The sequence below is a fragment of the Demequina aurantiaca genome, from assembly GCF_050598105.1.
GTDB classification, from domain to species: Bacteria; Actinomycetota; Actinomycetes; order Actinomycetales; family Demequinaceae; genus Demequina; species Demequina aurantiaca_A.
This window is the reverse complement of the sequence record NZ_CP192436.1, coordinates 693,017-718,681: the sequence shown is the minus strand read 5'-3', so window position 1 is coordinate 718,681 and position 25,665 is coordinate 693,017. Positions and strand designations below refer to the sequence as shown.

Annotated in this window: 25 protein-coding genes; 7 read left to right on the top strand and 18 right to left on the bottom strand. The window is 64.5% G+C overall.

The window, feature by feature from the left end; all coding sequences use genetic code 11:
- Window positions 1-19: 19 nt before the first annotated feature.
- The 11 genes from ACQU6B_RS03205 to rho all read right to left on the bottom strand — a co-directional run bounded on the left by ACQU6B_RS03205 (window position 20) and on the right by rho (window position 9,432).
- Window positions 20-832, bottom strand: coding sequence for a F0F1 ATP synthase subunit delta (locus ACQU6B_RS03205; protein ID WP_430868603.1), 813 nt, complete (start codon window positions 830-832; stop codon window positions 20-22).
- Window positions 833-837: 5 nt separating this feature from the next.
- Entirely contained in the window at window positions 838-1,392 is a 555-nt protein-coding gene (locus ACQU6B_RS03200) for a F0F1 ATP synthase subunit B (RefSeq protein ID WP_430868602.1), read from the bottom strand.
- The gene (locus ACQU6B_RS03195; protein ID WP_061962703.1) at window positions 1,392-1,622 is read right to left on the bottom strand and encodes an ATP synthase F0 subunit C; all 231 of its coding nucleotides are present in this window, start codon (window positions 1,620-1,622) and stop codon (window positions 1,392-1,394) included. Before ACQU6B_RS03195 ends, ACQU6B_RS03200 begins: the two co-directional genes overlap by 1 nt.
- 49 nt (window positions 1,623-1,671) lie before the next feature.
- Complete coding sequence (gene atpB, locus ACQU6B_RS03190; RefSeq protein WP_430868601.1) at window positions 1,672-2,550, bottom strand: F0F1 ATP synthase subunit A; 879 nt, start codon at window positions 2,548-2,550, stop codon at window positions 1,672-1,674.
- A gap of 77 nt (window positions 2,551-2,627) precedes the next feature.
- Window positions 2,628-3,128 (bottom strand): hypothetical protein, encoded by a 501-nt coding sequence (locus tag ACQU6B_RS03185; RefSeq protein WP_430868600.1) that lies wholly within the window; start codon window positions 3,126-3,128, stop codon window positions 2,628-2,630.
- Window positions 3,125-4,372: an MraY family glycosyltransferase gene (locus tag ACQU6B_RS03180; RefSeq protein WP_430868599.1), complete on the bottom strand. Its 1,248-nt coding sequence runs from the start codon at window positions 4,370-4,372 to the stop codon at window positions 3,125-3,127. Before ACQU6B_RS03180 ends, ACQU6B_RS03185 begins: the two co-directional genes overlap by 4 nt.
- The gene (locus ACQU6B_RS03175; RefSeq protein WP_430868598.1) at window positions 4,369-5,154 is read right to left on the bottom strand and encodes an L-threonylcarbamoyladenylate synthase; all 786 of its coding nucleotides are present in this window, start codon (window positions 5,152-5,154) and stop codon (window positions 4,369-4,371) included. The genes ACQU6B_RS03180 and ACQU6B_RS03175 overlap by 4 nt, the downstream gene beginning before the upstream one ends.
- Before the next feature lie 12 nt (window positions 5,155-5,166).
- Window positions 5,167-6,057 (bottom strand): peptide chain release factor N(5)-glutamine methyltransferase, encoded by an 891-nt coding sequence (gene prmC / locus ACQU6B_RS03170; RefSeq protein WP_430868597.1) that lies wholly within the window; start codon window positions 6,055-6,057, stop codon window positions 5,167-5,169.
- A gap of 4 nt (window positions 6,058-6,061) precedes the next feature.
- Window positions 6,062-7,147, bottom strand: coding sequence for a peptide chain release factor 1 (gene prfA / locus ACQU6B_RS03165; protein ID WP_430868596.1), 1,086 nt, complete (start codon window positions 7,145-7,147; stop codon window positions 6,062-6,064).
- 21 nt (window positions 7,148-7,168) lie between these two features.
- On the bottom strand, window positions 7,169-7,375 hold the full coding sequence (gene rpmE, locus ACQU6B_RS03160; protein ID WP_430868595.1) for a 50S ribosomal protein L31: 207 nt from the start codon (window positions 7,373-7,375) through the stop codon (window positions 7,169-7,171).
- 116 nt (window positions 7,376-7,491) lie between these two features.
- Complete coding sequence (gene rho, locus ACQU6B_RS03155) at window positions 7,492-9,432, bottom strand: transcription termination factor Rho (RefSeq protein WP_430869270.1); 1,941 nt, start codon at window positions 9,430-9,432, stop codon at window positions 7,492-7,494.
- A 379-nt stretch (window positions 9,433-9,811) separates the two neighbouring features.
- Here rho and ACQU6B_RS03150 point away from each other — a divergent pair, with 379 nt between their 5' ends.
- From ACQU6B_RS03150 to ACQU6B_RS03130, 5 genes are all read left to right on the top strand, one after another.
- Complete coding sequence (locus ACQU6B_RS03150; protein ID WP_430868594.1) at window positions 9,812-10,255, top strand: DUF6325 family protein; 444 nt, start codon at window positions 9,812-9,814, stop codon at window positions 10,253-10,255.
- 41 nt (window positions 10,256-10,296) lie between these two features.
- A complete protein-coding gene (locus ACQU6B_RS03145) occupies window positions 10,297-10,617 on the top strand; it encodes an SHOCT domain-containing protein (RefSeq protein ID WP_430868593.1) in 321 nt (106 codons plus the stop codon).
- Window positions 10,614-11,657 carry a TIGR00341 family protein gene (locus tag ACQU6B_RS03140; RefSeq protein WP_430868592.1) on the top strand — a complete coding sequence of 348 codons (1,044 nt, stop codon included), beginning with the start codon at window positions 10,614-10,616 and terminating at the stop codon, window positions 11,655-11,657. The genes ACQU6B_RS03145 and ACQU6B_RS03140 overlap by 4 nt, the downstream gene beginning before the upstream one ends.
- A 50-nt stretch (window positions 11,658-11,707) precedes the next feature.
- A complete protein-coding gene (locus ACQU6B_RS03135) occupies window positions 11,708-12,469 on the top strand; it encodes a trimeric intracellular cation channel family protein (RefSeq protein WP_430868591.1) in 762 nt (253 codons plus the stop codon).
- A gap of 103 nt (window positions 12,470-12,572) precedes the next feature.
- On the top strand, window positions 12,573-13,763 hold the full coding sequence (locus tag ACQU6B_RS03130) for an ROK family protein (protein WP_430868590.1): 1,191 nt from the start codon (window positions 12,573-12,575) through the stop codon (window positions 13,761-13,763).
- Window positions 13,764-13,779: 16 nt separating this feature from the next.
- Here ACQU6B_RS03130 and ACQU6B_RS03125 read toward each other — a convergent pair whose 3' ends face one another.
- The 4 genes from ACQU6B_RS03125 to ACQU6B_RS03110 all read right to left on the bottom strand — a co-directional run bounded on the left by ACQU6B_RS03125 (window position 13,780) and on the right by ACQU6B_RS03110 (window position 18,065).
- Window positions 13,780-14,469, bottom strand: coding sequence for a ThuA domain-containing protein (locus ACQU6B_RS03125; protein WP_430868589.1), 690 nt, complete (start codon window positions 14,467-14,469; stop codon window positions 13,780-13,782).
- A 229-nt stretch (window positions 14,470-14,698) separates the two neighbouring features.
- On the bottom strand, window positions 14,699-15,703 hold the full coding sequence (locus ACQU6B_RS03120) for a sugar phosphate isomerase/epimerase family protein (protein ID WP_430868588.1): 1,005 nt from the start codon (window positions 15,701-15,703) through the stop codon (window positions 14,699-14,701).
- Window positions 15,704-15,750: 47 nt separating this feature from the next.
- Window positions 15,751-16,920: a Gfo/Idh/MocA family protein gene (locus ACQU6B_RS03115; protein WP_430868587.1), complete on the bottom strand. Its 1,170-nt coding sequence runs from the start codon at window positions 16,918-16,920 to the stop codon at window positions 15,751-15,753.
- A gap of 80 nt (window positions 16,921-17,000) precedes the next feature.
- A complete protein-coding gene (locus tag ACQU6B_RS03110) occupies window positions 17,001-18,065 on the bottom strand; it encodes a substrate-binding domain-containing protein (protein ID WP_430868586.1) in 1,065 nt (354 codons plus the stop codon).
- A 309-nt stretch (window positions 18,066-18,374) separates the two neighbouring features.
- Between ACQU6B_RS03110 and ACQU6B_RS03105 the strand changes: the two genes are divergently transcribed.
- Together ACQU6B_RS03105 and ACQU6B_RS03100 are read left to right on the top strand one after the other, a co-directional pair.
- Window positions 18,375-19,895, top strand: a complete 1,521-nt coding sequence (locus ACQU6B_RS03105) for a sugar ABC transporter ATP-binding protein (RefSeq protein ID WP_430868585.1) — start codon at window positions 18,375-18,377, stop codon at window positions 19,893-19,895.
- Window positions 19,892-20,953 carry an ABC transporter permease gene (locus ACQU6B_RS03100; protein WP_430868584.1) on the top strand — a complete coding sequence of 354 codons (1,062 nt, stop codon included), beginning with the start codon at window positions 19,892-19,894 and terminating at the stop codon, window positions 20,951-20,953. Before ACQU6B_RS03105 ends, ACQU6B_RS03100 begins: the two co-directional genes overlap by 4 nt.
- A 266-nt stretch (window positions 20,954-21,219) precedes the next feature.
- On the opposite strand, the gene ACQU6B_RS03095 is transcribed toward ACQU6B_RS03100, so the two are convergent.
- From ACQU6B_RS03095 to ACQU6B_RS03085, 3 genes are all read right to left on the bottom strand, one after another.
- On the bottom strand, window positions 21,220-23,223 hold the full coding sequence (locus tag ACQU6B_RS03095) for an ABC transporter ATP-binding protein (protein ID WP_430868583.1): 2,004 nt from the start codon (window positions 23,221-23,223) through the stop codon (window positions 21,220-21,222).
- On the bottom strand, window positions 23,220-24,953 hold the full coding sequence (locus tag ACQU6B_RS03090) for an ABC transporter ATP-binding protein (protein ID WP_430868582.1): 1,734 nt from the start codon (window positions 24,951-24,953) through the stop codon (window positions 23,220-23,222). Before ACQU6B_RS03090 ends, ACQU6B_RS03095 begins: the two co-directional genes overlap by 4 nt.
- 98 nt (window positions 24,954-25,051) lie before the next feature.
- Window positions 25,052-25,654, bottom strand: a complete 603-nt coding sequence (locus tag ACQU6B_RS03085; RefSeq protein ID WP_430868581.1) for a GNAT family N-acetyltransferase — start codon at window positions 25,652-25,654, stop codon at window positions 25,052-25,054.
- Window positions 25,655-25,665 lie beyond the last annotated feature (11 nt).

Here is a 25,665-nt window from a genome sequence, read left to right as displayed (position 1 = left end):
TAGCGGAGATTGGTCGGTGTTAGCCGACAAGTCGTCGTCGTGCCTGGTCGAGTCGGGCGAGGATAGTACCGTCCACGACCTCCGACCCCACTTGAACTCGCATACCGCCGATGACCTCGGGGTCAACGGCAACGTTAATTTGTACGTCGCGGCCGTAGGCATCCGACAGGATGCCCGCCAGTCGCTGGCGCTGCGCCGCGCTGAGCTCGACAGCGGCGGTGACGTTCGCAACCGAACGGTTGCGGCGCTCCGCAGCTGCATCGATGAACGCCTCGAGCGCAGGTACCAGGCGACGCTCTCGCGGCATCCCGACTGCCCGCGTGAGAAGTGCCTGACTTACCGGGGTGAGCTTTCCACCCAGGACGCCGTCGAGCAGCGCAAGGCGCGCCTCCTTGGTAGCCGAGCGATTGCTCATTGCCACCAAGAGTTCGCGCTCGCCGCTCAGGAGTCGCTCGACGCGGAACAGCTGCTCCTCGACTTCGACCAGGCTCCCCGCTGACTCGGCGTACGCAAGCACTGCAGCGACGCCAGCATCCTCGATCGACTGGGCCAGGTCCTGCTCCTCAGACCAGCGCGCCGTAACGAGCGAGACCAGGATGTCCTGGACCCGCACGTCGAGCTTGCCGAACAGTGAAGTGACCAGATCGCCCTTGTCAGTGCCAGGGCGCGCCGGGTCCGTCAGGGCACGGCGCAACGAGCCAGAGGAGTCGAGAGCGTCGACAACCGAGAAGAGCTGATCGCCAATGCTCAGGCCATCCTTGCCTCCTGCGGACAGGACAAGCTCGAATTCCCGCAGTACGGCGTCGTGAGACGCCTGACTCGTTCCTCGCATCAGACTTACGCCTCCGCCTTTACCGTGGATTCAAGGTCGTCGAGGAAGCCGTTGACGATGCGCTGCTGACGAGCGTCGTCAGCCAGTGCCTCGCCCACGATCTTCGAAGCGAGCTCCGTGGCGAGCGAGCCCACCTCGGCACGCAACGACACGACTGCCTGCTGACGCTCCGCCTCGATCTGCTTCTGCGCAGACGTGGCGATGCGTTCAGCCTCGTGCGAAGCCTTGTCACGCGACTCACTCAGGATCTGAGTGGCCTCGGCGCGTGCGTCCTCGCGGATGCGCGCTGCCTCGGCGCGTGCCTCGGTCAGCTGTGCGGTGTACTCCTCAAGAGCAGCCGCCGCCTCAGCCTGTGCCTTCTCAGCCTTCGAGATACCGCCCTCGATCAGCGCAGCGCGCTCATCGAACACGACCTGCAACTTAGGAAGGATGACTTTCACGAACACGATCACCAGGACGACGAAGATAACCGTCGACCACAGGATGTCGTAGTTCGCGGGCAGAATCGGGTTGTAAGTCGCCTCAGGTTCCGCCAACACGATGTTGCTTAGGGTGAGCATTACGTGAAGAGGAAGCCGGTGATGAGGCCGAGGAGCGCGAGCACCTCAACGAAGGCCACACCGATGAACATCGTGGTACGGAGCTGGCCCGCAACCTCGGGCTGGCGAGCCATGCCCTCGATGGTCTTACCAATCAGGATGCCCAGGCCGATGCCGGGGCCGATTGCGGCGAGGCCGTATCCGATGGTCGCGACGTTACCCGAGACCTCGGCGAGAGTGGTGGTGTCCACTGTGTTTCCTTCCTTTGGTGCGAAGCCACTCGGCTCCACAAGCTTGTGTTTAGTGCTCTTCTTCCAGCGCCATGTTGAGATACACAGACGACAACATGACAAATACGTACGCCTGCAATAGCGCGACGAAGATTTCAAAGAGGGTGAATCCAAAGCCCGCCGCGAGCGAGATTACTCCCGCAGCCTTCAGCGCGCCAGTGGCCTCGAAGAAGAAGTATTGGGTTGCCGCGAAGCACAGCACCAGCAGCAGGTGCCCGGCCATCATGTTGGCAGCTAGTCGTAGCGCGAGCGTCGCGGGCCGCAGGATGAAGACCTGCAGGAACTCGATCGGCGTCAGCAGCAGGTAGATCGGCTTTGGCACTCCCGGGGGGAACAGGCTGGCCTTCAAGTAGCCGCCCAGTCCGTGCTTCTTGATACCCACGGTGATGTACATGACGTACACCCACAGCGCCATGATGATCGGCAGACCAATCAGTGACGTACCGGCGATGTTCAGGAACGGGATCACGCCGGTGATATTGAACAGCACCACCGCTATGAATAGCGTGGTCAGGATCGGCACAAAGCGCTTGGCGCGCTCCTTGCCCATCACCTCTTCAACGATCTGGATGCGGATGAAGTCGAGCACGATCTCGATCGCGGCCTGGCCACGGCCCGGGACGATCTTGGCGTTACGTGCGACGAGGCCGAAGATCAGAATCGCAACGAGGGCCGCGATGATGCGGACCAACGCGATGCGGTTGAACTCGAAGACGGTACCGGCGAATGCCAGGGCTTCCGGGTAGAACTCGGTGATAGCGGGCGCATGGAATCCATCTGAGGTGAAAAGCCACTCCATGAAACTCGGCGTTCCGCTCGAGCTCTGCGCGGCGTCGCTAGTTTCCGCTACAGCCGCGTGTAGGGCTCCATCAAGAGCGAGAAATCGCACGAATACTCCAACGGTTTTTGTCCCGATCACGCGCCGTAGCGGGTCGGGAGAGGTCCCTGAACTGGGGCAAGCCTAGCCTATGCGCCGGAGGATTTCGAACCCGGGGTGACATAGGGAACCCTGGATGCGCGAAGGACCCAAACGTCCACCGCGAGCGTGAGCAAGACGCCCGTCACGGCAAAGGCCGCGAACAGTTCCTTATGGAAACCGTCGATGCCCTGCAGGATCAGGAGCGCGGCGACGATGATGATCATCTTCAGGAGCCAAGACCCCGCGATGGCCATCGTCATCTGGTCGGTCGAGCGCTTGTGTCCCCACGCCATCGCCGCCTGGGTCGTGAGACCCGCCAGCGCCGCGACCGCTACTCCCACGAGCGCGGCAACCACGCCCCTGCCGCCAGCGACTACCGCGCCCACGGCAATGGCGAGCACGGCTAGTATCCCGAGCCCAATACCGGTGCGCACCAGCGCCAACCGGTACACACGGGCCTCGGCCGTCTCGGGGCCGGTCGCCGGAGCCTCGGTAGCCCCTGTGCTCTCTAGTCCGCTGCCATCGGCTGCTGGTGGCTGGGGGGTCATGACTTCTCCTCGGGGGCTACGTCTGGGGTGGATGTTTCGACGGTTTCTTGGTCCGGCGCGTCTTCGCGGGCACCGGCGTGCACGCGGGCGTGACCCTCCGGGGTGAGGGTCCGCAGGGGTGCCGCGGAGTCGCCCGCGCGGCGCCACGTGCGCGAGAACAGCCTCCGCAGGCCCGGAGAAAACGTGATCAGCACGGCGCCTAGGACGCCGATGCCGATGCACAGCGCGGCCCAAACCGGGGGCAGGAACACTAGCGACACGGTGCCGAAGGAGAGCACCGCGGTCCACACGTAGAGGACGCCCACCGCCCAGCGGTGCGAGTGGCCCGCGCGCAGCAGCACGTGGTGCAGGTGGTGCGCGTCCGGGGCGAACGGCGACTCGCCGCGAAGCGTCCGCCGGATGATTGCTAGCCCCATGTCGATGAGCGGGACCGCCAGCACCATCAGCGGCAGCACGATCGGGATGAACGCCGGTATCCGTTCTCGCTCGGACACGACCTCGGGGTCGATCTGACCGGTCACGATGATCGCGGCGCCCGCGATCACCAAGCCCAGCACCATCGAGCCCGAGTCGCCCATGAAGATGCGCGCGGGGAACATGTTGTGGGGCAGGAAGCCCAGGCAGGCCCCCACGAGCACGGCCAATATCAGCGTGGCAAGCGACGAGTAGTCGCCAGGCGTCGCCGAGCGCGCCAACAGGTACGTGTAGGTGAGGAACGCGAGACCGCCGATGGCGATCATTCCGGCCGCGAGACCGTCGAGTCCGTCCACAAAGTTGACGGCGTTCATCGCGATCACGATCACGAGGACGGTGGCGATCAGCGAGAGGTAGCTCGAGCCGATGGTGAGACCCGCGATGGGCACGGTGACCAGCTGCACGCCGCCCCACGCCATGACGAGCGCCGCTAGCACTTGGCCGGCGAGCTTCGCCATCCAGTCGAGGTCCCAGATGTCGTCGGCCGCGCCCAGCGCGCACACGATTCCCGCGCCGGCGACGACCGCCCATGGTGCATGCGAGGCGTCGAAGACGCCGTTCAGGAACGGGATGGTGCTGGCGATGACCACGCCTGCCAGCACGCCCAGGAAGATCGCGATCCCCCCGAGACGCGCGGTGGGGGTCGAGTGCACGTCGCGATCCCGGACCGCGGTGACTGCGCCCACCCGCATGGCGAGGTGGCGCATCGAGGGGGTCGCGAGGTAGGAGACGAGGGCCGCTACCGCGAGCAGGATTAGGTAGACCTTCACGGGCGGGGCTCTTCCCCGCGGTCGGCCGCGGGCGCGTCGGGGCCGTCTGGGCCGTAGGGCGCGTCGGAGCCGTCGGAGGCTGGAGTCGAGTCGGCACCGGAGTCGGCGTGGGTGTCGGCGTCGGCTTCCGCGGAGTCAGGCTTCAGCAGCGCGTCCTCGCCTACAACCTCGACGATGTCGGCCAGGCTCACGCCCCCGTCGCGGACGATGCGCAGTCCGGCTGGGTTTGTGGCATCCACGATGGTCGACGCCTCGCCAAGTGGGCTGGGACCGCCGTCGAGGTAGACGGCGACGGCCGCGCCCAACTGCTCCTGCGCATCGGCCGCCGTCGTGGCAGCCGGATGGCCCGTGCGGTTTGCGCTCGTCACGGCGAGCGGGCCGGTGCGAGAAAGCAGAGCTCGCGCGGCGGGGTGGTCAGGGACCCGCAGCGCGACGGTGCCGTGCGTGTCTCCGAGGTCCCACGCGAGGCTCGGCTGCGCGAGCACGATCACGGTCAAGGGTCCGGGCCAGAAGCGCTCCATCAGGGCGCGGGCGTACGGTGGAACCTCGCGCGCGAGGCCGTCGACCGTGCGAATATCGGGGATTAGCACTGGCGGCGGCATCTGTCGGCCGCGGCCCTTAGCGGCCAGGACTGCCGTCACTCCATCGGGGGCGAACGCGTCTGCCGCGACGCCGTAGACCGTGTCGGTGGGCAGGACCACGACCTCGCCACGCTGAACGGCGTGCACGGCGGCGTCGAGCGAGGGACCCCACGCGCTGGGGTCGGAGCAGGGGTAAATCACGGTCCCAGTCTGTCAGACGCCCACGCGGGTGGCGACGAGGAAACGGTCGCGCCCGTTCAAGTCCTGATGCGTTGCGACCTCATCCCACCACTGAGACGACGCCACGAACTCGCGAAGCGCCGTGCCCTGCGAGTCAGCATGCTCCATCACCAGCACTCCCCCCACGCGAAGCAGGCGCGCGGCCTCGTTGACGATGGCGCGAGGCAGGTCGAGCCCGTCCTCACCCAACCCGTAGAGCGCCTGCGGGGGGTCGTAATCCGCCACCTCGGGGTCGCGGGGGACGGAGCCGGGCGGGATGTACGGCGGGTTCGAAACGACCACGTCGGCGCACTGGTCGAACAGGTGCAGGCAACGGCGGGCATCGCCCATCATGGTGCGGACGCGGGCGCGGACCTCCGCGCTCTGGCGCCGGGAGTTGATGCGCAAGTACACCGCGGCCTCGTCGCTGGCCTCGAGCAGGCTCACCCGCGCGTCTGGAACCTCGGTCGCGACCGAGAGGCCAATCGCGCCGGAGCCCGCACACAGATCCGTGACACGCACGATGCCGTCACGGCCAGGGCCCAGGCGCCGTGCAGCGTCGATAGCCGCCTGCGCGACGGTCTCAGTCTCCGGCCGGGGAATGAATACCCCGGCGCCAACCTCGAGGTCGAGGTCGCGAAAATGCGCGATGCCTGTGATGTGCTGAAGTGGCTCGCGCTCGCTGCGCCGCATCACCCGCGTGGCGAACGTATCGAGGTCCGCGGTGGCCGGTAGCGCGTCGCCGCGGGCGGCCGCGGTCCGTACCTCGCTACCGGTGACGCCCAGCAGGTGCGCGACCAGCGCCACTGAATCGACGTCAGGCGACGGCACTCCGGCCCGGCTCAGAAGCTGTGTGGTGTCGCGCAGCAGCGCGGCGATCTCCACTGGACTAGTCCTCGTGCGCCGCTAGGCGGGTGGCCTCGTCCAGGTCAATAGCGGACTGGATCACCGGCTGCAGCTCGCCGCCCAGCACGGTGTCAAGGTTGTAGGCCTTGTACCCGGTGCGGTGGTCCGCGATGCGGTTCTCGGGATAGTTGTAGGTACGGATGCGCTCGGAGCGGTCCACCGTACGGATCTGCGACTTGCGCATGTCGGAGGCCTCGGCGTCGGCCTCCTCCTTCTGAGCTGCGAGGATCCTGGCGCGCAGGATACGTAGCGCCGACTCCTTATTCTGGAGTTGGCTCTTCTCGTTCTGGCAGCTCACCACGATCCCAGTGGGGATGTGGGTGAGTCGAACCGCGGAGTCGGTGGTGTTGACGGACTGCCCGCCGGGTCCCGAAGAGCGGTAGACGTCGACGCGGACCTCGTTCATGTCGAGGTTGAGTTCCTCGACCTCCTCGGCCTCTGGGTAGACCAGCACGCCAGCTGCGGAGGTGTGAATGCGTCCCTGCGACTCGGTCGCGGGCACGCGCTGCACGCGGTGCACTCCGCCTTCGTACTTAAGCTGCGCCCACACGCCGTCTTCCGGCTGCGGGTTTCCCTTGTACTTCAGGGCGACAGAGATGTCCTTGTAGCCACCCATGTCCGTCTCAGTTGCTTCGAGAACCTGGGCCTTCCAGCCCTTGTTCTCCGCGAACTTGAGGTACATCTTCAGGAGGTCGCCGGCAAACAGCGCGGACTCCTCGCCGCCTTCGCCGGACTTGATCTCAAGGATCACGTCGCGGGAGTCGTCGGGGTCGCGCGGGATCAGGATGCTGCGCAATTTGGACGTCGCGGCCGCGGCCTGTGCCTCGAGGCCCGGAACCTCGGCAGCGAACTCCGGATCGGCCGCAGCCATCTCCCTCGCCGCCTCCAGGTCACCCTGAATCTCTTCCCACTCGTGGTGGGCTGCTACGACGCGGCCGAGCTCCGCAAATCGCCGGCCGAGCGTGCGTGCCCGCCCAGCGTCCGCGTGGACGCTCGGGTCGGACAGTTGCTTCTCGATGTCGGCGTACTCGTCCAGCAAAGGCTGGACGGCAGCGAAGGCTTCGGCCACGTCGTATTACAGGTATCGCTGTTACTTGTTGCCGTAGCGCTTTTCGAAGCGCGCGACGCGACCACCGGTGTCCATGATCTTCTGCTTACCCGTGTAGAACGGGTGGCATTCGGAGCATACGTCGGCGCTCATCGTGCCGGACTTGACGGTGCTGCGGGTCTCGAAAGTGTTTCCGCAGGTGCACGTGACCGTGGTAGTCACATACTCGGGGTGAATATCGTTCTTCATGAATCTCCCTTTAAGGTGCCTCCGGGTCCATACGCGTACTTCGCGTGCGGTGAACCGGACGGCCAACGTTCTATTGTGCCAGAGCAAACGCTCTGGCGCGAGCAATTGTTCCCGCGCTACTTTTCCTCGTGCGTCGGGGTGGTCTTGGCTACCTGCATCAGGAACTCGGCGTTGGTCTGGTTCTCCTTGAGCTTGCCAAGGAGCAACTCGATGGCCTGCTGCTGCTCGAGTGCGGTGAGCACGCGACGCAGCTTCCACATGACCTTCAGTTCCTCGGGGCTCATGAGGATCTCTTCGCGACGCGTGCCGGACGCGTTGACGTCAACGGCCGGGAACACCCGGCGGTCGGCCAGCGACCGCGAGAGCTTGAGCTCCATGTTGCCGGTGCCCTTGAACTCCTCGAAAATGACCTCGTCGGCCTTCGAGCCGGTTTCGACCAGCGCGGTCGCGAGGATCGTGAGCGATCCACCGTGTTCGATGTTGCGCGCAGCACCAAAGAAGCGCTTGGGCGGGTAGAGCGCGGAGCTATCGACGCCGCCGGAGAGGATCCGGCCCGATGCCGGGGCGGAGATGTTGTAGGCACGGCCGAGGCGGGTGATCGAGTCGAGCAATACGACCACGTCCTGACCCATCTCGACGAGGCGCTTCGCGCGCTCGATGGCGAGCTCGGCGACCGTGGTGTGGTCCTCGGCGGGACGGTCGAAGGTCGAGGCGATGACCTCACCCTTAACCGTGCGCTGCATGTCGGTGACTTCCTCGGGGCGCTCGTCGACCAGCACCACCATGAGGTGAACCTCGGGGTTGTTGGTGGTGATCGCGTTCGCGATCGACTGCAGCACCAGCGTCTTACCCGCCTTGGGCGGCGAGACGATCAGGCCGCGCTGGCCCTTACCGATCGGGGCGACTAGGTCGATCACCCGGTTGGTCATGTTGCGTGGGTCGGTCTCCAGGTGGAGGCGTGACTGCGGGTACAGCGGAGTCAGGTCGCCGAACACTGGACGGTCCTGAGCCGCGACCGGGTCCAGGCCGTTGACCTTGTCGATGTGCGCGAGGGCGTTGAACTTCTGACGCTGACCGCGCTCGCCCGGGCGGGGCGGGCGCACGGTTCCGGAGATTGCGTCACCCTTACGCAGTCCGTACTTGCGTACCTGGTTCATCGAGACGTAGACGTCCGACTTACCAGGTAGGTAGCCGGTGGTGCGGATGAACGCGTAACTGTCGAGCACGTCGACGATGCCGCCCACGGGGGAGAGTTCCTCGTCGTCGCGCACGTCGTCGTCGTCATAGGCGTCGCGAGGCGCGTTGGCGATTCCTTCGCCCTCGGTGCGGTTGCGGCCACGGCCACGGCCGCGGCGTCGGCGTCCGCGCTCGTCGTCCATGCTGTCGTTGTTGCCGCGATTGTTGTTGCGGTCGTTGTTGTTGCCACGGGTGTTGTCGCCCTGGCTACGGTCGTTGTTGCCGCCGTCATTGTTGTGGCGGTCGCTGTTGTTGCGGTCGCTGTTGTTGCGGTCGCTGTTGTTGCGGTCGCTGTTGTTGCGCTCACTGTTGTGGCGGTCGCTGTTGTTGCGGTCACTGTTGTTGCGGTCGCCGTTCTTGCTACGGCCACGGCCGCGCTGGCCCTCGCCCTCGGACTCGCTCTTGCCGGCATCGCTCTTGCCGCCGATGGCAGCGGTGGCGACCGCTTCTGCGGCACGCCGTGCGCGCTCGTCGGCATCGTCGCCCTTGTCGGAGCGCTCAGGCGCCTTTGGCGCGTCGCCGTTGTCAGCGGCCGCAGCTGGAACTGAATCGACGGGGGCCTTCTTGGGCGTACGGCCCCGTCCGCGAGCGGGCTTGGTTGCTTCGTCGCCCTTCGCATCGGTCTCGCTAGCGGAGGCGTCCGCCTTTGGCGCGGCCTGCTTGGGCGCCTGAGTCTTAGAAGACTGAGTCTTGGGCGCCTCAGCCTTAGGTGTCACGACGCCGCCATTCTTAATGGCGTCGACGAGGTCACTCTTTCGCAACTTGGTGATGCCTGAGACACCCAATTCGGAGGCGAGAGCCTGCAACTGGGGTAGCTTCATGGCGCTGAGAGTCGCAGTCTGATCTGCGGCTACGGATGTGTTCGTCACGCTTGTCCTTCCATCGCACGAGCCCGGGTGGCTCTAAAGAAGTGCGGGTACTCCCAATACGAATCGCGTATGCGCGTACGACGTCGTTCACTGACGCTTCGCTACTGGGATCACTATCCGCCGGGGCATGGTGCCTTCCGGGGGAAGCCCTCCCAGGATAGCACCGGTGGTGCGGCTCCCAACACACCACGAAAGCGGAGTTTGTCGCAGCACTACAGCCTGGTCGCGTGGCGCCGCGCGAGTGTCGCATTGGCGGTGCGGCATCCGGGGCGCTAATCTGCATCGTAGACGCGCACGTCGCGCGCGAAACGCCCACGAGGAGGCTGGCTCTATGACGCTCGGACCCATTGAAATTATGACGATCGGATTTGAGTCCGGCAACTTCACCGGCGAGATCCTCGCGGAGCTCGAAACGCTGGTGAACGCTGAGACCATCAGCATCATCGATGGCTTGTTCGTCAGCAAGGATTCTGAGGACGAGACCACGTTCATCGAGCTCGACCAGGTCGAGCCCGGCACCGACGTCGCACGCCTCGCCGCCCTCATGAGCCGCGTCGACGGTCTCATCTCCGACGAGGACATTGACATCCTGACCGAGTCGCTCCCCGTGGGCTCCGCGGCTGCCGTCCTGGTCTTCGAACACACCTGGTTCAAGCCACTGCGCTCGGCAATGGCCAACGCCGGCGGCGAACTGATTGACACCATCCGGGTTCCCGGAGTGGTCGTGCAGGAAGTGCTCGACATCGTCGAAGCACTCGAAGAAGAGGAGAACTAGAGATGCGCCGCAGGATGGGACGTCCCGGACTCGTAGGGACCATGGCTCGTACGGCAGTTGTTGCTGGTACGGCAACCGCTGTTTCAGGTAACGTAGCTCGCCGCCAGCAGGGCAAGGCTCAGGCAGCCCAGGCATCGCAGGAGGCTCAGTACGGCCAGATCCAGCAGGATCAGGCCGTCCAGGACTCGCAGGCGCAGATCGCCTCGATGCAGGCTCAGCTCAATGCTCAGCAGGCGGCTGTTGCGCCCGCAGGCGGAAGCGACCTGCTGTCACAGATTGAAGAGCTGGCCAAGCTGAAGAACGCCGGCGTCCTCAATGACGCCGAGTTCACCGCTGCAAAAGCAAAGCTTCTTTCGGCATGACCGAGTGGGGCTCCCTGGCGCGTAGCACGCGCTGGGGGGCCAAACTCAACACCGTCGACTACATGCGCGACGCGGTGTTCTTTCAGGGACCCACCGTGCGCTCGCAGCAGACACGGTTCTGGCTGCTACTGATCCTCGCGTCGAGCATCGCTACCGCGGGAATCGTCTCAAACTCCACCGCGACGGTGATCGGCGCGATGATCGTCGCGCCGCTGATGCGGCCCATCCAGGGCACCATGCTCGCGACGGTCCTTGGCGACCGGCGCAACCTCATCAATTCAGTCTTGATGATGGTCGCCGGGGCGACCGCCGCGGTGCTCGTAGGCTTTGTACTCGGGCTCATCGTCCTCCAGGACGTCACCGCCGCCACCAATCCCCAGGTTGCGGCGCGCGTCTCCCCCGGACTCATCGACCTCTTCGCCGCGTTGGCGACCGGAATTGTCGGATCCATCGCGCTGATCCGTTCCGACATCTCCGACACCCTCCCGGGTGTAGCGATAGCCATCTCGCTGGTGCCGCCGTTGTGCGTCGTCGGACTCACCATGGAATCTGGCGCCTGGGGCGAGGCCTTCGGCGCACTCCTCCTGTTTGTGACCAACGTCGCCGCGATCCTCGCAACGGGCTCGATCATCATGGCGATCTACGGGTTCTCGAAGCTCAGGTTGCTCGAGGCCCCGGACCTGGAGGCTGAGCGCCGACGCCGAGCCAAGTCGTACATCACCACGGCAGTGATGGTGCTGATCGTCGCCGGTCCCCTCACTTACTCGACAACACAGGTCGTCATCAACAGGGACCGCGTCACAAAAGTGGAGGACTTTGTCGCCGATGCCACGGCGGGGACAAAGTGGTCGATCGTGTCGGTAACCCAACTGCAAGATCGCAAGATCCACGTGATTGTGAAGGGCGAGCCACCGTTGCCCGACGTCGAGAACGTGTACGCGCAGATGCGTGCGGACGGGCTGGACGTCGACGACATCACCATCGAGTTCATCCCGTCGTATTCGTTCGACTCGACAGGCGTCATAGTGAGCGACTCTTAAGTCGCTACGTGCGCGCGTGGCCCAGCCGCGCGCGCACGTAGGCTTGGCGCGTGACAACCGACTACTCGCTGCTCGAGATCCCCCTCGCGATCAACCTCGCCGCCGTCTTTGTGGGCGCGCTCGTGGGAACGCTTCGAGCAGGAGAAGAGGACCACGTCGACCTTGTCGGCATGTTCACGCTGGCCGCCGTGATGGGCTTTGGCGGCGGGTTGGTGCGTGACATCCTGCTGGGGAACCTGCCACCTGCAGCCTTCCGCGACCCGTCCTACTTGCTCGCGGCTGGCATCGCCACCGTCATCGCCGCGGTCTCTCTGGTGTACCTGCGCCGGGTGGAGCGCGCGCTCTGGGTCTTGGACTCCCTTGCGATTGGGCTGTTCGCATGTGTCGGCGCCAACGCGGCGCTACTAGCCGGGCTGCAGTTGCTGCCCTCCGTCCTCATCGGCGCCTGTGCCTCAATCGGCGGACTGATTCTGGCGGACATGCTGCAGGGCCGGCCCTCATCCATCATGTACGTGGGCCCGCCCAATGCCATCGCTGGTTTCGCCGGCGCCCTGGTCTACGCGATCACCTACACGCTCGAGCGCCCGTTTCTGGCGGTCGTGCTCGCAGTGCTGGTCACGGTCGCGATGCGGGTGTCGGGGCGCCTGTTCCACCTCACCATCCCCCAGCCAAGACGACGCGCCTATGAACTACGCCTGCGCCGTCCCCGCCGGTCGGCAGAGCGCCCCCATCTCACCGTGCCCACCGCGAATCGCCGTTGGCGGCGTCTCACCCGCCAGCACGGCCCAACAGAACCCAGTGCGTCGGAATAGCGACCTCGCTCCAGCGCGACACTTTTGACGCTGGTCAAGCATAAGTTGACAACCAGTGTCCCTTTTGCACTCAATCAATGGCCCTGGGCGATAGTATCGAAGCATGATTGATGCCCGCGGCCAAGAAGCCCTCACCGGCGCCGCGCAGGCGGAGATCTTTCAAATTCTGCGTGATGGCAAGCCGCGCACGCGCTCAGAGCTGGCCACCCTGACCGGGCTGGCGAGGTCCACCGTCGCCTCTCGCGTCGACGCGTTGCTCCGTGTTCGCCTCATCGCCCCAGTCGCCGATGCCGCTTCCACCGGCGGTCGCCCCTCGCGCCAGTTCGCCTTCGACGGAACTCAGCATGCCGTTCTTGGCGTAGACATCGGCGCTACCCACGTGCATTTGGCACTCAAGGACCTCCACGGCGCAACCATCGCTGACGTCTACGAGGAGATCGCCGTCGCGAAAGGGCCCGACATCATTCTGGGCTGGGTAATCGAGAATGGAAGGCGTCTGTTCAAGCCGCATCGCGCCCGCATGACATTGCGGGCGGTTGGCGTGGGACTGCCCGGACCCGTCGAGCACAAGACTGGACGTCCCGTGGATCCGCCGATCATGCCGGGTTGGGCTCGCTTCGACGTGCCCGGCGTCCTCAGCGACGCATTCGGCGTGCCCACTTATGTCGACAATGATGTGAATGTCATGGCACTCGGCGAGCACCATGACTATTGGACGGACGTGGCCGACCTGATTTTTGTCAAGGTGGCCACTGGCGTCGGCGCAGGAGTCATCATCGGTGGCAGCATCCACCGAGGCGTACAGGGACTCGCGGGCGACATCGGGCACATTTGGGTGCCGGAGGCTGACGGCTTGGAATGTAGGTGTGGCTCGCGAGGGTGTCTCGAGGCCGTCGCGGCGGGCCCCGCCATCGCGGCCAGGTTGCGGGCCGGCGGAGCCGACATCCACGACACGGCTGACATCGTCGCCGCCGTGCGCCGTGGGGATATTGACGCCGTGCGGGAAGTACGCGAGGCCGGCCGGATCATCGGGCGCGTGCTCACGACATGCGTCAGCCTCATCAACCCTGCTGTCATCGTGCTAGGCGGCCCCATCGCCAGCGTGGGAGATCACCTGCTCGCGGGCACGAGGGAAGTCATCTACACGCGGGCAACGCCAATGGCCGCAGGCAACCTGCAGATTGTTAGCTCCCGCGGCAATCAGGACGCCGCCGTGTCTGGCGCGTCGGCCATGGCGATTCAGCAGGTACTCTCGGTCGATTCGGTCGAGGCACTGGTCCGCGACGACGCCTAGCTCGAAGCCGGCGCGCCTAGCGCGCTGCCCACAGCATTCCGCGTTCGATGAGCGGTCGCACCCTGGGATCCGACAACGTCTCTACCGTGTGTCCCAGCGATGTCGCGAAGATCCGCCCAGCTCCCCACCGACGCGTCCATGCGACGGGCATCGTCACCGGCCTATGCCACTCGTCTCCAGGCCCAGGCACCAGAGAACAGTCGGCAAGCACCTCATTCAAGCCGTCCGTCAGTACCCAATACTGCTCAGTGCAAATGTCAAAATCCTGCATGTCCCGCGTGATGGGATGCTCGGATCCGGCCTGCGTGATGCCCACGGTGTACTCGCGATAAGGCTCCACGTCGAGGCGTCCTCTGTTCACCGCCTCTTGGGGGTGTGCAGCGAACTGAGCACCCATGAGCTGAAGGTAGTCAGAAGACGCTCTGAACGAGTCGACAATGCCCCCGTGCCAGCCCGCAAGCCCAGTACCCGCGGCCACCGCGTTGCGAAGCCCATCTACCTCGTCGACAGTCGCGCTCACCATCGACAGGCACTGGACCACAAGGTCATAGCCGCTCATCGTCGGGGCGTCTGCATAGACCTCGGGGGTGTCCTCGATGTCTAGATCGAAGCCCGCGGATTCAAGGGTGGGGATGAAAAGATTCGTGGCGCCGATTGGGTTGTGCCCTTCCCAGCCACCTCGCACGATCAAGCACTTCTTGCGCATTCCCTGCCCCCTCACGGATACCTCAACTTATGCACCATGTTAACGGCATCGGGCGCGGGTAAGCCCGCCTCGCCCAAGATTGAGGCTAGCGGTCAGATGTGCTCCCCAGCAGGAACGACGACCTGCATCCCGAGTCGACGCATGCCGCTAAAGCTCCCGCCTCCCGGATTGGGAACGAGAAAGCCCGCCCCACCCGAAGGTGAGGCGGGCCGTCAAACAAACTGCGCGGCTACTCCTTGGTCGAGAAGGCTGCGTCGAACGCACCCTCAGGAGCATCAAAGGCGAGCCTGCGCGCGAACGCCAGTCCCTCAGGCGCACCCACAAGGCGGTCCATTCCAGCGTCTTCCCACTCAATTGAAATGGGGCCTTCGTAGCCGATGTGGTTGAGCATCCGGAAGGCGTCCTCCCACGGCACGTCTCCGTGACCGGTGGAGATGAAGTCCCAGCCGCGACGCGCATCGGCCCATGGCAGGTGTGAGCCCAGGCGACCGTTGCGACCGTTGTCCATGCGCTTACGAGTGTCCTTGCAGTCCACGTGGTAAATGCGGTCCTTGAAGTCCAGGAGGAAGCCGACGGAGTCGATGTCCTGCCAGACCATGTGGCTGGGGTCCCAGTTCAGGCCGAAGGCCTCGCGGTGGCCGATCGCCTCGAGCGTGCGAACCGTGGTCCAGTAGTCGTAGGCGATCTCGCTCGGGTGAACCTCGTGAGCGAACTTGACCCCGACCTCATCGAACACGTCGAGGATGGGGTTCCATCGGTCGGCGAAGTCCTGGTAACCCGCGTCGATTGCCTCCTGCGAGACCGGCGGGAACATCGCCACGTACTTCCAGATCGAGGACCCCGTGAAGCCGATAACGACCTTCACTCCGAGTGCTGCGGCGAGGCGTGCGGTGTTCTTCATCTCCTCGGCCGCGCGCTGGCGGACACCCTCGGGCTCGCCGTCTCCCCACACGTGCGGGCCGACGATGTCCTGGTGACGGTGGTCGATGGGGTCGTCGCAGACGGCCTGGCCCTTGAGGTGATTCGAGATCGCCCAGACCTTGAGGTTGTACTTCTCGAGCAGTGCGAGCTTGCCCTCAACGTAGCCGGGCTCATCCCAGCGCCAAGGATCGAGGTGGTCTCCCCAGCATGCGAGCTCGAGGCCGTCGTAGCCCCACTCGGACGCTAGCCGCGCCACTTCTTCCAGGGGCAGGTCGGCCCATTGGCCGGTAAACAACGTGATTGGTCGCGCCATTGCAATTACCTTTCTTGTCTACTTCTGTGGGATCAACGTGCAGCGGCCTAGATGGCCGTCGACGTCCACGAGCTATCGTTGGCGGAGCTTCGCTCAACCGAGTCAAGTACGCGCTGAATTTGATAGCCGTCCGAGAAGGACGGCGTGGGCTGCGTGGCCGTGGAGATGGCCTCGACCAGGTCCTTGACCTGGTGCGAGAAGGCGTGCTCGTAGCCGAGCATGTGACCGGACGGCCACCACGAACCGGCGTAAGGGTGGTCGGCCTCGGTGACGAAGATGCGCTTGAACCCAAGTTCGGTGGCAGGCGCGGTCGCGTCGTAATACTGGATCGCGTTCATGTCCTCCATGTCGAAGAGGATCGATCCCTTGTCTCCCGCGACCTCCACGCGCAACGCGTTCTTGCGTCCGGTTGCGTAGCGAGTTGCCTCGAAAGTTCCGAGCGCTCCACTGTTGAAACGTCCGGAGAACGCCGCGTAGTCGTCAACGGTCACTTCGCCGCGGCCTTCGCCCGCCGTTCCAGACAGTCCGATTCCCTCGCCCATCACGGGGCGCTCCTTGACGAAGGTCTCCATGATGCCGGAGACCGAATCGAGAGTGAGGCCGGTGATGTACTGAGCCATGTCGACAGCGTGGGCTCCGATGTCGCCGAGCGCGCCGGAGCCGGCCTGATCCTTCTTCATGCGCCAGGTCAGCGGTGCCTCGGGGTCGATGAGCCAATCCTGCAGGTATTGCGCGCGGATCTGGCGGATATTACCCACCGCGCCGCGCGCGACCAGGTCACGCGCGAACGTTGCAGCGGGGACGCGACGGTAAGTAAAGCCGACCATCGCGAATACTCCGTTAGCCCTGGCGGCATCGGCGGCGTCGGCCATGCGGCGCGCCTCGTCTACCGTGTTGGCCAGCGGCTTTTCGCACAGCACGTGCTTGCCTGCCTCCAGGGCCGCGATCGCGATTTCCGCGTGCGTGTTGCCCGGGGTGACGATGTCGACGATGTCGATGTCGTCGCGTTCTAGCACCTCGCGGTAGTCCTTCGCCGTCTCGGCCCAGCCCCACTTCTGCGCGAGCTGCTCATTTTTAGCTGCGTCTCGGCCGACCATTACCGTCATCTCCGGGAAAGCCGGCAGATCAAAGAATCGGGGCGCGACGCGCCATCCCTGTGAGTGAGCGGCACCCATGAAACCGTTGCCGATCATTCCTACGCGAAGCGGCCCTGACATACTGTCCTACTTTCAAAGATAGATGGTGCGGTGTCGGCGAAGGGCGCCCACCCCCTAGGGGATGAGCGCCCTTCAACCTGCTAGGACTCGAAACCGATGTCGAGGTAGTTCTCGACGTTCTCCTTGGTTACAACGGGAGCGTCGAGCACGATGCGAACGGGCACACCTGCCGAGGCGAGGCCGGGCATGTTGCCACCCTGAGCCACGAGACGGGCGAGCGCGATGCCGTCAGCTGCCTGCGTCGACGGGTAGATAACCGTCGCCTTGAGCACGCTGTCGTCAGCCTGGATAGCGTTCATCGCGTTAAGCGATCCTGCGCCACCAACCATGAAGAACTCGTCACGGCCAGCCTGATCGATGGCCGCGAGGACGCCGATTCCCTGGTCGTCATCGTGGTTCCAGATCGCGTCGATCTGAGGGTTAGCGGAGAGCAGCTGCTCGGTGACTTCCTGTCCACCTGCGATGGTGAAGTCTGCCGCGACGCGAGCGTCCACGTCGAGACCGCACTCAGCGAGAGCATCTGCGAATCCAGCCGAACGGTCCTGCGTGAGGGGAAGCGAGTCGATACCCGCGATCTCAGCAACTACCGCGTCGGGGTTGTCGGAAAGCTCTGCACAGACATATGAGCCTGCGCTCACTCCCATGCCGTAGTTGTCGCCCAGAATCGTGACGCGCGAGGCGTCGGTGGACGAGAACTCGCGGTCAACGTTGATGACCGGAATACCGGCAGCCATTGCCTTCGTTGCGGCCTCGGTCAGCGCAGCGCCGTCCGTGGGGAGCAACACGATGGCGTCGACGCCGTCGTTGATGAAGGTTTCGATCTGGCTGATCTGCAGGTTGGCGTCGTTCGTGCCCTCTGAAACCCGGAGTTCAACGTCGTCGTACTTTTCACCCTCTGCGATGGCAGCGGAGTTGATAGCACCCAACCAGCCGTGGTCGGCCGCAGGTCCAGAGAAGCCGATAACGACCGTCTCGCCGGTGCCAGCCTCAGCACCCGCTTCTGCCGCCATCGATCCGGTGGCCTCAGGAGCAGTCGACGCGTCGTCTGACGAGTCTGAGCTGCAACCTGCTACTAGTGCGAGAGCGGCGACTGATGCACCGCTTGCTGCCATAATTCGCATGCGCCTCGTACGTGATGTGATCATGTTTCCTCCTTGTTTGGTTCACTGTCGTCTTTGCCAGAAATTAAAGGAGCGAGATGCGCACGTAAACGATGTTCTCGTTTCCATGTGCGTTGTCCACACTGACAACGCCAACGTAGCAGAAGCAAGTCGACCGAACGCAACTTTTGTCGGAGAATAATCATAACTATTTGGCAACGGAAATCTGGATCCGGCGGGGCGTCGGCGGCTCCGATTTGTGCGTAAAAGCAGGTAATCCCCCATAATACGTTGCTGCTGAGCGCAAATTCGGAGACCTGTCCGCAGAGGCGCCAACTGTGTTATGTTTTTGCCGTGATCAAAGACGACCAACAAAAGTCATTACTCGAAGTGACCGCGCTCACCAAGAGCTTCGGCAGCGCTCGAGCCCTGAAGGGTGTCAATTTTGACGTCCTGCCGGGTGAGGTGCACTGCGTGCTTGGTCAGAACGGCGCGGGTAAATCGACGCTCATCAAGACTCTCGCCGGCGCGCACCAGCCGGACAGCGGAGAAATCCGCTGGAACGGCGAAGTAGTCACTCTCCCCAACCCCATTGCGGCCATCGAGCTCGGTATCGCGACGATGTACCAGGAGCTGGACGTTGTTGATGGACTCACCATCGCGGAGAATATTTTCCTCGGCCACGAGCTGGCACGAGGAGGCTTCCTCAGCACTCGCGAGACCGCGAAGGCGACTCGGGATCTCATGGCTCGGCTCGGACACCCCGACCTCTCCCCCAAGAGGGAAGTCGGCACGCTCTCCGCAGCCAATAAACAGATCGTCGCCATGGCTCGCGCCTTGTCACACGACATCAAACTGATGATCATGGACGAGCCGAGCGCGGTGTTGGACTCGGAGGAGGTCAACAACCTCTTCCGCGTTGTCGCGGAGCTCAAGTCCCAAGGCATCGCGATCGTCTACATCTCGCACCGTCTCGAAGAGATCGAGCGCATCGGCGACCGGATCAGCGTTATTAAGGACGGCGCGAGTACCGCGTCAGGGCTCCCCGTAGAGGGAACGTCTACCAAGAAGCTCATCTCGCTGATGACCGGTACCGACGTCGACAACGTCTTCCCCCCGGCAGTGCCGATCCCCGCCGATGCGCCTATCGTCCTCGAGGTGACCGACCTTAGCTGCCCCGGAAAGTTCAGCGGGGTCGAATTCTCGCTGCGCGCGGGTGAGGTCATCGGCCTCGCCGGGCTCGTCGGCTCGGGCCGCTCGGAGATCCTTGAGGCCATCTACGGCGAACGCAAGGTGTCATCGGGAAGCGTCACGGTCGAAGGCAAGGTCCTCAAGCCTGGATCCGTCAGCGCCGCGGTCGCGGCCGACATGGGTCTGTCCCCCGAGGAGCGCAAGAGCCAGGGACTGCTTCTCGAGGAGCCGATCTACCGCAACGCCACCCTGTCGACCTTCGATCGCTTCGCAAAGGGGCCGTTCCTCGACGAGCGCGCCGAGCGCGTGGCTACCAAGGAACAGATGAAGGCTCTCGAGCTGCGCCCAGCGGAGCCAAATCGCATCACGCGCACGCTCTCGGGCGGCAACCAGCAGAAGGTCATGCTTGCCCGCTGGCTTATCCACGGCACGAAGGTGCTGCTGCTGGACGAGCCCACGCGCGGCGTCGACGTTGGCGCACGCATGGAGATTTATGGATTGATTCGCGACCTCGCGGCGGCAGGCACAGCCATCGTCGTGGTGTCCAGCGAAATTGAAGAAGTACTCGGCCTAGCGGATCGCGTGCTCGTCATCGCAGACGGTCGCGTAATTGCCGAGAAACCAGCAACCGAAATCACCGAGCACGGCGTGCTCGACTTGGTCATGAAGGGAAGTGCCGCGTGAGCGAGCCGACCACCACCCCCCCAGCCCCCGGCAGCGACGTCGCGGGAGCCACCTCTACGGTTGTCGGCGACTCGTCCGCGACTCAAAGCCATAGCAAGCGCTTCTTCGCCAGCGCCGCGGGACGCAGCATCGGCCTGGTGATCGCGTTGGTCGTCCTAGTCATCGTGGGCGCCGTGACGGCCGGCGATACGTTCATGAACGTGGACAACTTCCTGGTCATCCTGCGACTCGCCTCCGTCATCGGAGTAGTCGCTATCGGTATGACGTTCGTCATCACGGCCGGCGGCATCGACCTGTCGGTCGGCTCGGTCCTAGGCCTCACCACTGTCGTCGCCAGCCTGGGCGCGGTGCAGACCGCTGCGTCCGGATTCTGGCCGCTGATGGTGTTCGTCGCGATCGCGGTTGGCGTGATCGCCGGGCTCGTCAATGGACTCGTCATCGCGTACGGAAAGGTGGTCGCGTTCATGGCCACGCTGGCCATGCTCGTGGCGGCCCGAGGAGTGGCCGAGCTCATCTCGCAGCGCCAGACCCAGGTCGTTAACAACTCCGGCTTCCTCGACTTTTTCCGCAGCGACTTCCTCGGAATCTCGTGGGTCGTCTGGATCTTCGCGATTGTCGCCATCCTGGCGTGGGTGCTCCTCAACCGGACCACGTTCGGTCGCCGCACGGTGGCAATCGGTGGCAACGAGAACGCCACCCGCCTCGCGGGTGTCAAGGTTCGCCGTCACACCGTTTACCTCTACATGCTTTGTGGCGGAACGGCGGGCATCGCGGGAACCATGCTGCTCTCACGCACCACCGCCGGAACGTCGACTCACGGTGGTCTCTACGAGCTCGACGCGATCGCTGCGGTCGTCGTCGGTGGCACCCTGCTGATTGGCGGCCGCGGCACCATCGGCGGCACCGTGCTGGGCGTCCTCCTCTTCGCAACGCTGACCAACGTGTTCACGCAGAACAACATGTCAACGTCCGTTCAGCTTGTCGCTAAGGGCATCATCATCGTGGTTGCAGTGCTACTCCAGCAGCGCTTCGCAAACCGCGAGTCAAGTAGTAAATAGCTACCCCATCACCGCATCGGCGAACGCCGGTGCACCTCCCTCGGCCAAGGCCGTCACCCCCGCAATGGGGTGGCGGCCTTCGTCGTTTACGCGCCGTCCACTACCGGGCGTCGAACTATTGGCCCTGACTCGAGAAGCGGGATCGATACGCGCCAGGAGGCATGTGCTTGACGCGGCGGAACTCATTCGACATGTGACTCTGGTCGTAGTATCCGCTGCGACTCGCCGTCACCCTATGGTCTGACCGCGAAGGTGAAGAGCAGCCTCTAGACGTCGGTCCGGCTCTCCCCCGCATGCGGAGGGCCATCAGGGTGCGCCGTATTCGAGCTCTCGAAGGCCGCAGACTCCGCCGACGGCGGGTTGACATCGTCGATTGGCGCGTCGACATCGTCGATTGGCGCTGCGAACTGCGCCTCATACAGCCGTGCGTAGGCGCCCGGCGTCTTCAGCAGCTCGGCGTGCGTTCCCTGCTCCATGATGCGACCGTTTTCCATCACCAGGATCAGGTCGGCGTCGCGAATCGTGGACAACCTGTGCGCGATCACAAAGCTGGTGCGGTCGCGGCGCAGCTCGCTCATGGCGTGCTGCACCAGCAACTCGGTGCGGGTGTCCACCGAGCTCGTGGCCTCGTCGAGGATCAGCACCGACGGGCGCGCCAAGAAGGCGCGCGCGATCGTCAACAGCTGCTTCTGGCCGGCGCTAACGTTTCCGGCGCCATCGTCCAGAATGGTGTCGTAGCCATCCGGGAGCGAGTGCACGAACCGATCGACATAGCTCGCCTCCGCGGCAGCCAGGATCTCCGCCTCAGTCGCACTCGGCCGCCCGTACGCGATGTTGTCGCGAATGGTCCCCTCGAAGGTCCAGGCGTCCTGCAACACCATTCCGGTGCGCGATCGCAGGTCGTCGCGGGTCATGGTCGCGATGTCCACGCCGTCCAGCGTGATGCGGCCCTTGTCGAGCTCGTAGAAGCGCATGATCAGGTTCACCAGGGTCGTCTTTCCCGCCCCCGTCGGCCCCACGATCGCGATGGTCTTGCCCGGCTCCGCCACCAGCGAGAGGTCCTCGATGAGAGGGGTCTCCTTGGAGTAGCTAAACGCGACGTCCTCAAAGACCAGCCGACCGTTGAGGGCGCCGGGGGTCTGTGCAGGCTCGACGTCCTTGCTCTGCTCCTGCGCGTCGAGCAATTCAAAGACACGCTCGGCGCTGGCGATTCCAGACTGCAGGAGGTTCGCCATCGAACCCAGCTGGGACAGTGGCTGCGAGAACTGCCGCGAGTACTGGATGAAAGCCTGGATGTCTCCGATGGGCAGCGCGCCGTTCGCGACCATGATGCCGCCGACCACCGCGATCGCCACGTAGACCAGGTTTCCCACGAACTGCGTCGCGGGCATGATGATGCCGCTCACGAACTGCGCGCCAAAGCTCGCCTTGTAAAGTTCCTCGTTCTTCTCCGCGAAGGTGCGTTCGACCTCTGGACGACGCCCGAACACCTTGACCAGCGAGTGCCCCGTGTACGTCTCCTCGACCTGCGCGTTCAGTTCGCCAGTGTGCTTCCACTGGTCCACGAACATCTGCTGAGACCGCTTGGCAACCAGGGCCACAATCACCAGCGTCAACGGAATTGAGACGAGCGCGATGAGGGCCAGTTGCGGGGAGATCACGAACATCATGATCACCACACCGATGATGGTCAGCACCGAGGTGAACAGCTGGCTCAGGGTCTGCTGCAGCGTCTGCGACACGTTGTCGATGTCGTTCGTGACACGGCTCAGCAGGTCGCCCCGCTGGTGCCGGTCAAAGTAGCTCAGCGGCAGGTCGTGTAGTTTCGCCTCGACCTCCTCGCGGAGCTTCAGCACGGTCCGCTGCGTCACGCCGTTGAGAATGTAGCCCTGCGCCAGTGCGAGCAAGGACGAGCCGACGTAGATCAGCGCCACCCATAGCAGGATGGTGTGCAGGCGAGCGAAGTCGATCGGGGTCTGGGTGATGAATCCCTCGTAGATGACGGTGGTCGCCTCGCCCAGGATCTTTGGGCCCACGACGGCGAGGGTGACCGATACCGCGCCCAGGGCAATCACGGCCAGAACCAGCGCCCGTTCAGGACGGAGCAGGCCAGCGAGGCGCTTGGCTGACTGTCGGAAGTTCATCGCCTTCTCGGCCGGCATCTGCGGACCGCCGAAGGGCCCGTGCCCACCGCCGCGGGGCGGCGGCTTGGGAGTGTCGTCGTGCGCCGGATCCTGTTCCGGGGCCTCGGTGTGCTTCGCCGCGCTCATGCCGCGTCCTCCGCCCGGAGCTGGGTACTGACGATCTCCTGGTAGGTCTGGGACGACTCGAGAAGCTCAGCGTGGGTGCCGCGGTCGACGATCACACCGTCATCGAGCACCAGGATCTGGTCCGCGTCCACAATCGAGGAGACCCGCTGCGCCACCACTATCACCGTGGCGTCGGCGACCGAGGTGCTGAGCGCCCGGCGCAGCCTCGCGTCCGTGGCCGTGTCGAGGGCGGAGAACGAGTCGTCGAAGAGGAAGATGTCCGGCTTGCGGACCAGCGCACGCGCGATCGACAGCCGTTGACGCTGGCCGCCCGAGACAGTGGTGCCGCCCTGCGCGATGGGGGCGTCCAACTGCCCCGGCATCGCTTCGACAAATTCCCTGGCCTGCGCGATGCGCAGTGCCTCCCAGAGTTCATCGTCAGTGGCGTCCGGGTTTCCGTAGCGGAGATTGGTGGCCACGGTTCCGCTGAAGAGGTAGGGCCGCTGAGGGACTAGGCCGATGCGCTTCCAGAGCTCGTCGAGGTCGAGGTCAGCGACGTTCACGCCCCCGACGGCTACAGTTCCGGTGCTCGCGTCGTAGAGACGCGGGAGCAGGTTAAGCAGGGTGGTCTTGCCCGCGCCGGTCGAGCCAACGATCGCGGTGGTGGTGCCACGCTTGACCGAGAACGACACGTGCGACAGGACGGGCTGCTCCGCTCCCGGGTACTGGAAGGTGACATCGCTGAGCTCGACCACTCCCCGCTCGCGGAGTTCACGGATGGGATTTAGCGGCACGGCTACCGAGGTGTCCGTCTCCAGCACCTCTCCGATCCGGTCCGCGGACACCGTCGCGCGCGGCACCATGACAAACAGGAACGTCGCCATCATGACGGCCATCAGGATCTGGATGAGATAGGTCAAGAAAGCGGTGAGCGCACCGACCTGCATCTGACCCCTATCCACGAGGTTCGCGCCAAACCACAGCACGGCCACCGAGGACAGGTTAAGGACCACCGTGACGATCGGGAACATCGCGGCCATGAGCCGTCCCGCGCGCAGGGCGGAGTCGGTGACCTCCGCGTTGGCTGCGCCGAAGCGAGCCTTCTCCTGAGGCTCCCGCACGAATGCGCGGATCACGCGCATGCCGGTGAGCTGCTCCCGCATGATGCGGTTGATGGCGTCGATGCGCTTTTGCATCCGCCGGAAGTGGGGCACCATCCGCACAATGATCAGCGACACCGCGATCAGCAGCACCGGTATAGCGATCACGAAGATCCACGACAGGGTGACGTTTTGTTGCATCGCCATGATCACGCCGCCGATCGCCATGAAGGGCGCCGTCACGAGCAGCGTCGAGCTCATGAGTACGAGCATCTGCACTTGCTGCACGTCGTTGGTGGACCGCGTGATGAGCGACGGTGCACCAAAGTGCTGCACCTCGTTCTCGGAGAAGCTTCCAACGCGGCCGAAGATCTGCCCGCGCAGGTCTCGCCCCACCCTCATCGCCAGCTTTGCGCCAAAGAAGACCGCCACGATCGCGCAGATTACCTGCACGAACGACAGCCCGAGCATGATGCCGCCGACCTGCCAGATGTAGTCGATGTTGCCGACCGCGACGCCGTTGTCGATGATGTCCGCGTTGAGGGCCGGCAGGAAGAGGTTCGCGATGGACTGCGCAAGTTGGAAGAACACCACACCCGCCAGCAGCGGCCAGTACGGCCGAACGGAGGTGACCAGTAACTTCCAGAGCATGCATCTCCCCTTGTCCGCGAACCTTGGCCGCATCGGCCGCGCGGTAGCTACGGGCTCACCGGCAAATATACTCCGCCTTTACGCAATGATTGTGGGGTTCAGCCCGCAGGGAAATCTGCCGCGATGCGGCGCCCAAACAGAACCCCGCCCGCGTCCCGCGAGAGGATCTCAAACCCCACGCGGGGGTAGAACGCGAGCGCGCCGGCATTTGCGGCATCGGCGCCCAGGTGAACTCCGCCCACGCCTCGCTTCGCCAACAACGCGACGGCCGCCTCGATCAGCGCACGCCCAGCGCCCTTACCCTGGGCCTCCGGCAGGAGGTCGATGTGCAGGTGAGCCGGGTACTGCGCAACATGGGGCTCGAGCATCCGCTCTGGGTCAGCGGCGGCGGCGAGGAGCCACTCGTCCTTGGCAGTGACCTGAGTCCGATGCGCGCCCACCCGCGGCCACCACTCGCGTGTGAACCATTCCTGGAAGGCGACTGTGTCATCGGTCCCGAGCACGTAGCCTCGGGGCTCGCCGTCTACGTCCCACACCACGGCGAATCCGCCGGGGCCGTAGAGATACGGGGTCGCGTAGACGTCAGAGATGGCGGCGTCGTCGCAAAACACACCGGTCGCGTCGCGGGCCACATCACCCGTGAGGAGGCAGATGCGCGCTATTGCGTCTCGGTCGGCGGGTTCGGCGGGGCGGATGATCATGCCCCCACGCT

Coding starts and splice junctions, on each gene's coding strand:
- rpmE (WP_430868595.1), bottom strand. CDS start 7,375: ATGAAGAACGATATTCACCCCGAGTATGTGACTACCACGGTCACGTGC.
- ACQU6B_RS03090 (WP_430868582.1), bottom strand. CDS start 24,953: ATGCTCTGGAAGTTACTGGTCACCTCCGTTCGGCCGTACTGGCCGCTG.
- ACQU6B_RS03125 (WP_430868589.1), bottom strand. CDS start 14,469: ATGCGCAAGAAGTGCTTGATCGTGCGAGGTGGCTGGGAAGGGCACAAC.
- rho (WP_430869270.1), bottom strand. CDS start 9,432: ATGAAGCTACCCCAGTTGCAGGCTCTCGCCTCCGAATTGGGTGTCTCA.
- ACQU6B_RS03120 (WP_430868588.1), bottom strand. CDS start 15,703: ATGGCGCGACCAATCACGTTGTTTACCGGCCAATGGGCCGACCTGCCC.
- ACQU6B_RS03200 (WP_430868602.1), bottom strand. CDS start 1,392: ATGCTCACCCTAAGCAACATCGTGTTGGCGGAACCTGAGGCGACTTAC.
- ACQU6B_RS03130 (WP_430868590.1), top strand. CDS start 12,573: ATGATTGATGCCCGCGGCCAAGAAGCCCTCACCGGCGCCGCGCAGGCG.
- ACQU6B_RS03205 (WP_430868603.1), bottom strand. CDS start 832: ATGCGAGGAACGAGTCAGGCGTCTCACGACGCCGTACTGCGGGAATTC.
- ACQU6B_RS03085 (WP_430868581.1), bottom strand. CDS start 25,654: ATGATCATCCGCCCCGCCGAACCCGCCGACCGAGACGCAATAGCGCGC.
- ACQU6B_RS03095 (WP_430868583.1), bottom strand. CDS start 23,223: ATGAGCGCGGCGAAGCACACCGAGGCCCCGGAACAGGATCCGGCGCAC.
- ACQU6B_RS03185 (WP_430868600.1), bottom strand. CDS start 3,128: ATGACCCCCCAGCCACCAGCAGCCGATGGCAGCGGACTAGAGAGCACA.
- ACQU6B_RS03115 (WP_430868587.1), bottom strand. CDS start 16,920: ATGTCAGGGCCGCTTCGCGTAGGAATGATCGGCAACGGTTTCATGGGT.
- ACQU6B_RS03110 (WP_430868586.1), bottom strand. CDS start 18,065: ATGATCACATCACGTACGAGGCGCATGCGAATTATGGCAGCAAGCGGT.
- ACQU6B_RS03150 (WP_430868594.1), top strand. CDS start 9,812: ATGACGCTCGGACCCATTGAAATTATGACGATCGGATTTGAGTCCGGC.
- ACQU6B_RS03140 (WP_430868592.1), top strand. CDS start 10,614: ATGACCGAGTGGGGCTCCCTGGCGCGTAGCACGCGCTGGGGGGCCAAA.
- ACQU6B_RS03145 (WP_430868593.1), top strand. CDS start 10,297: ATGGCTCGTACGGCAGTTGTTGCTGGTACGGCAACCGCTGTTTCAGGT.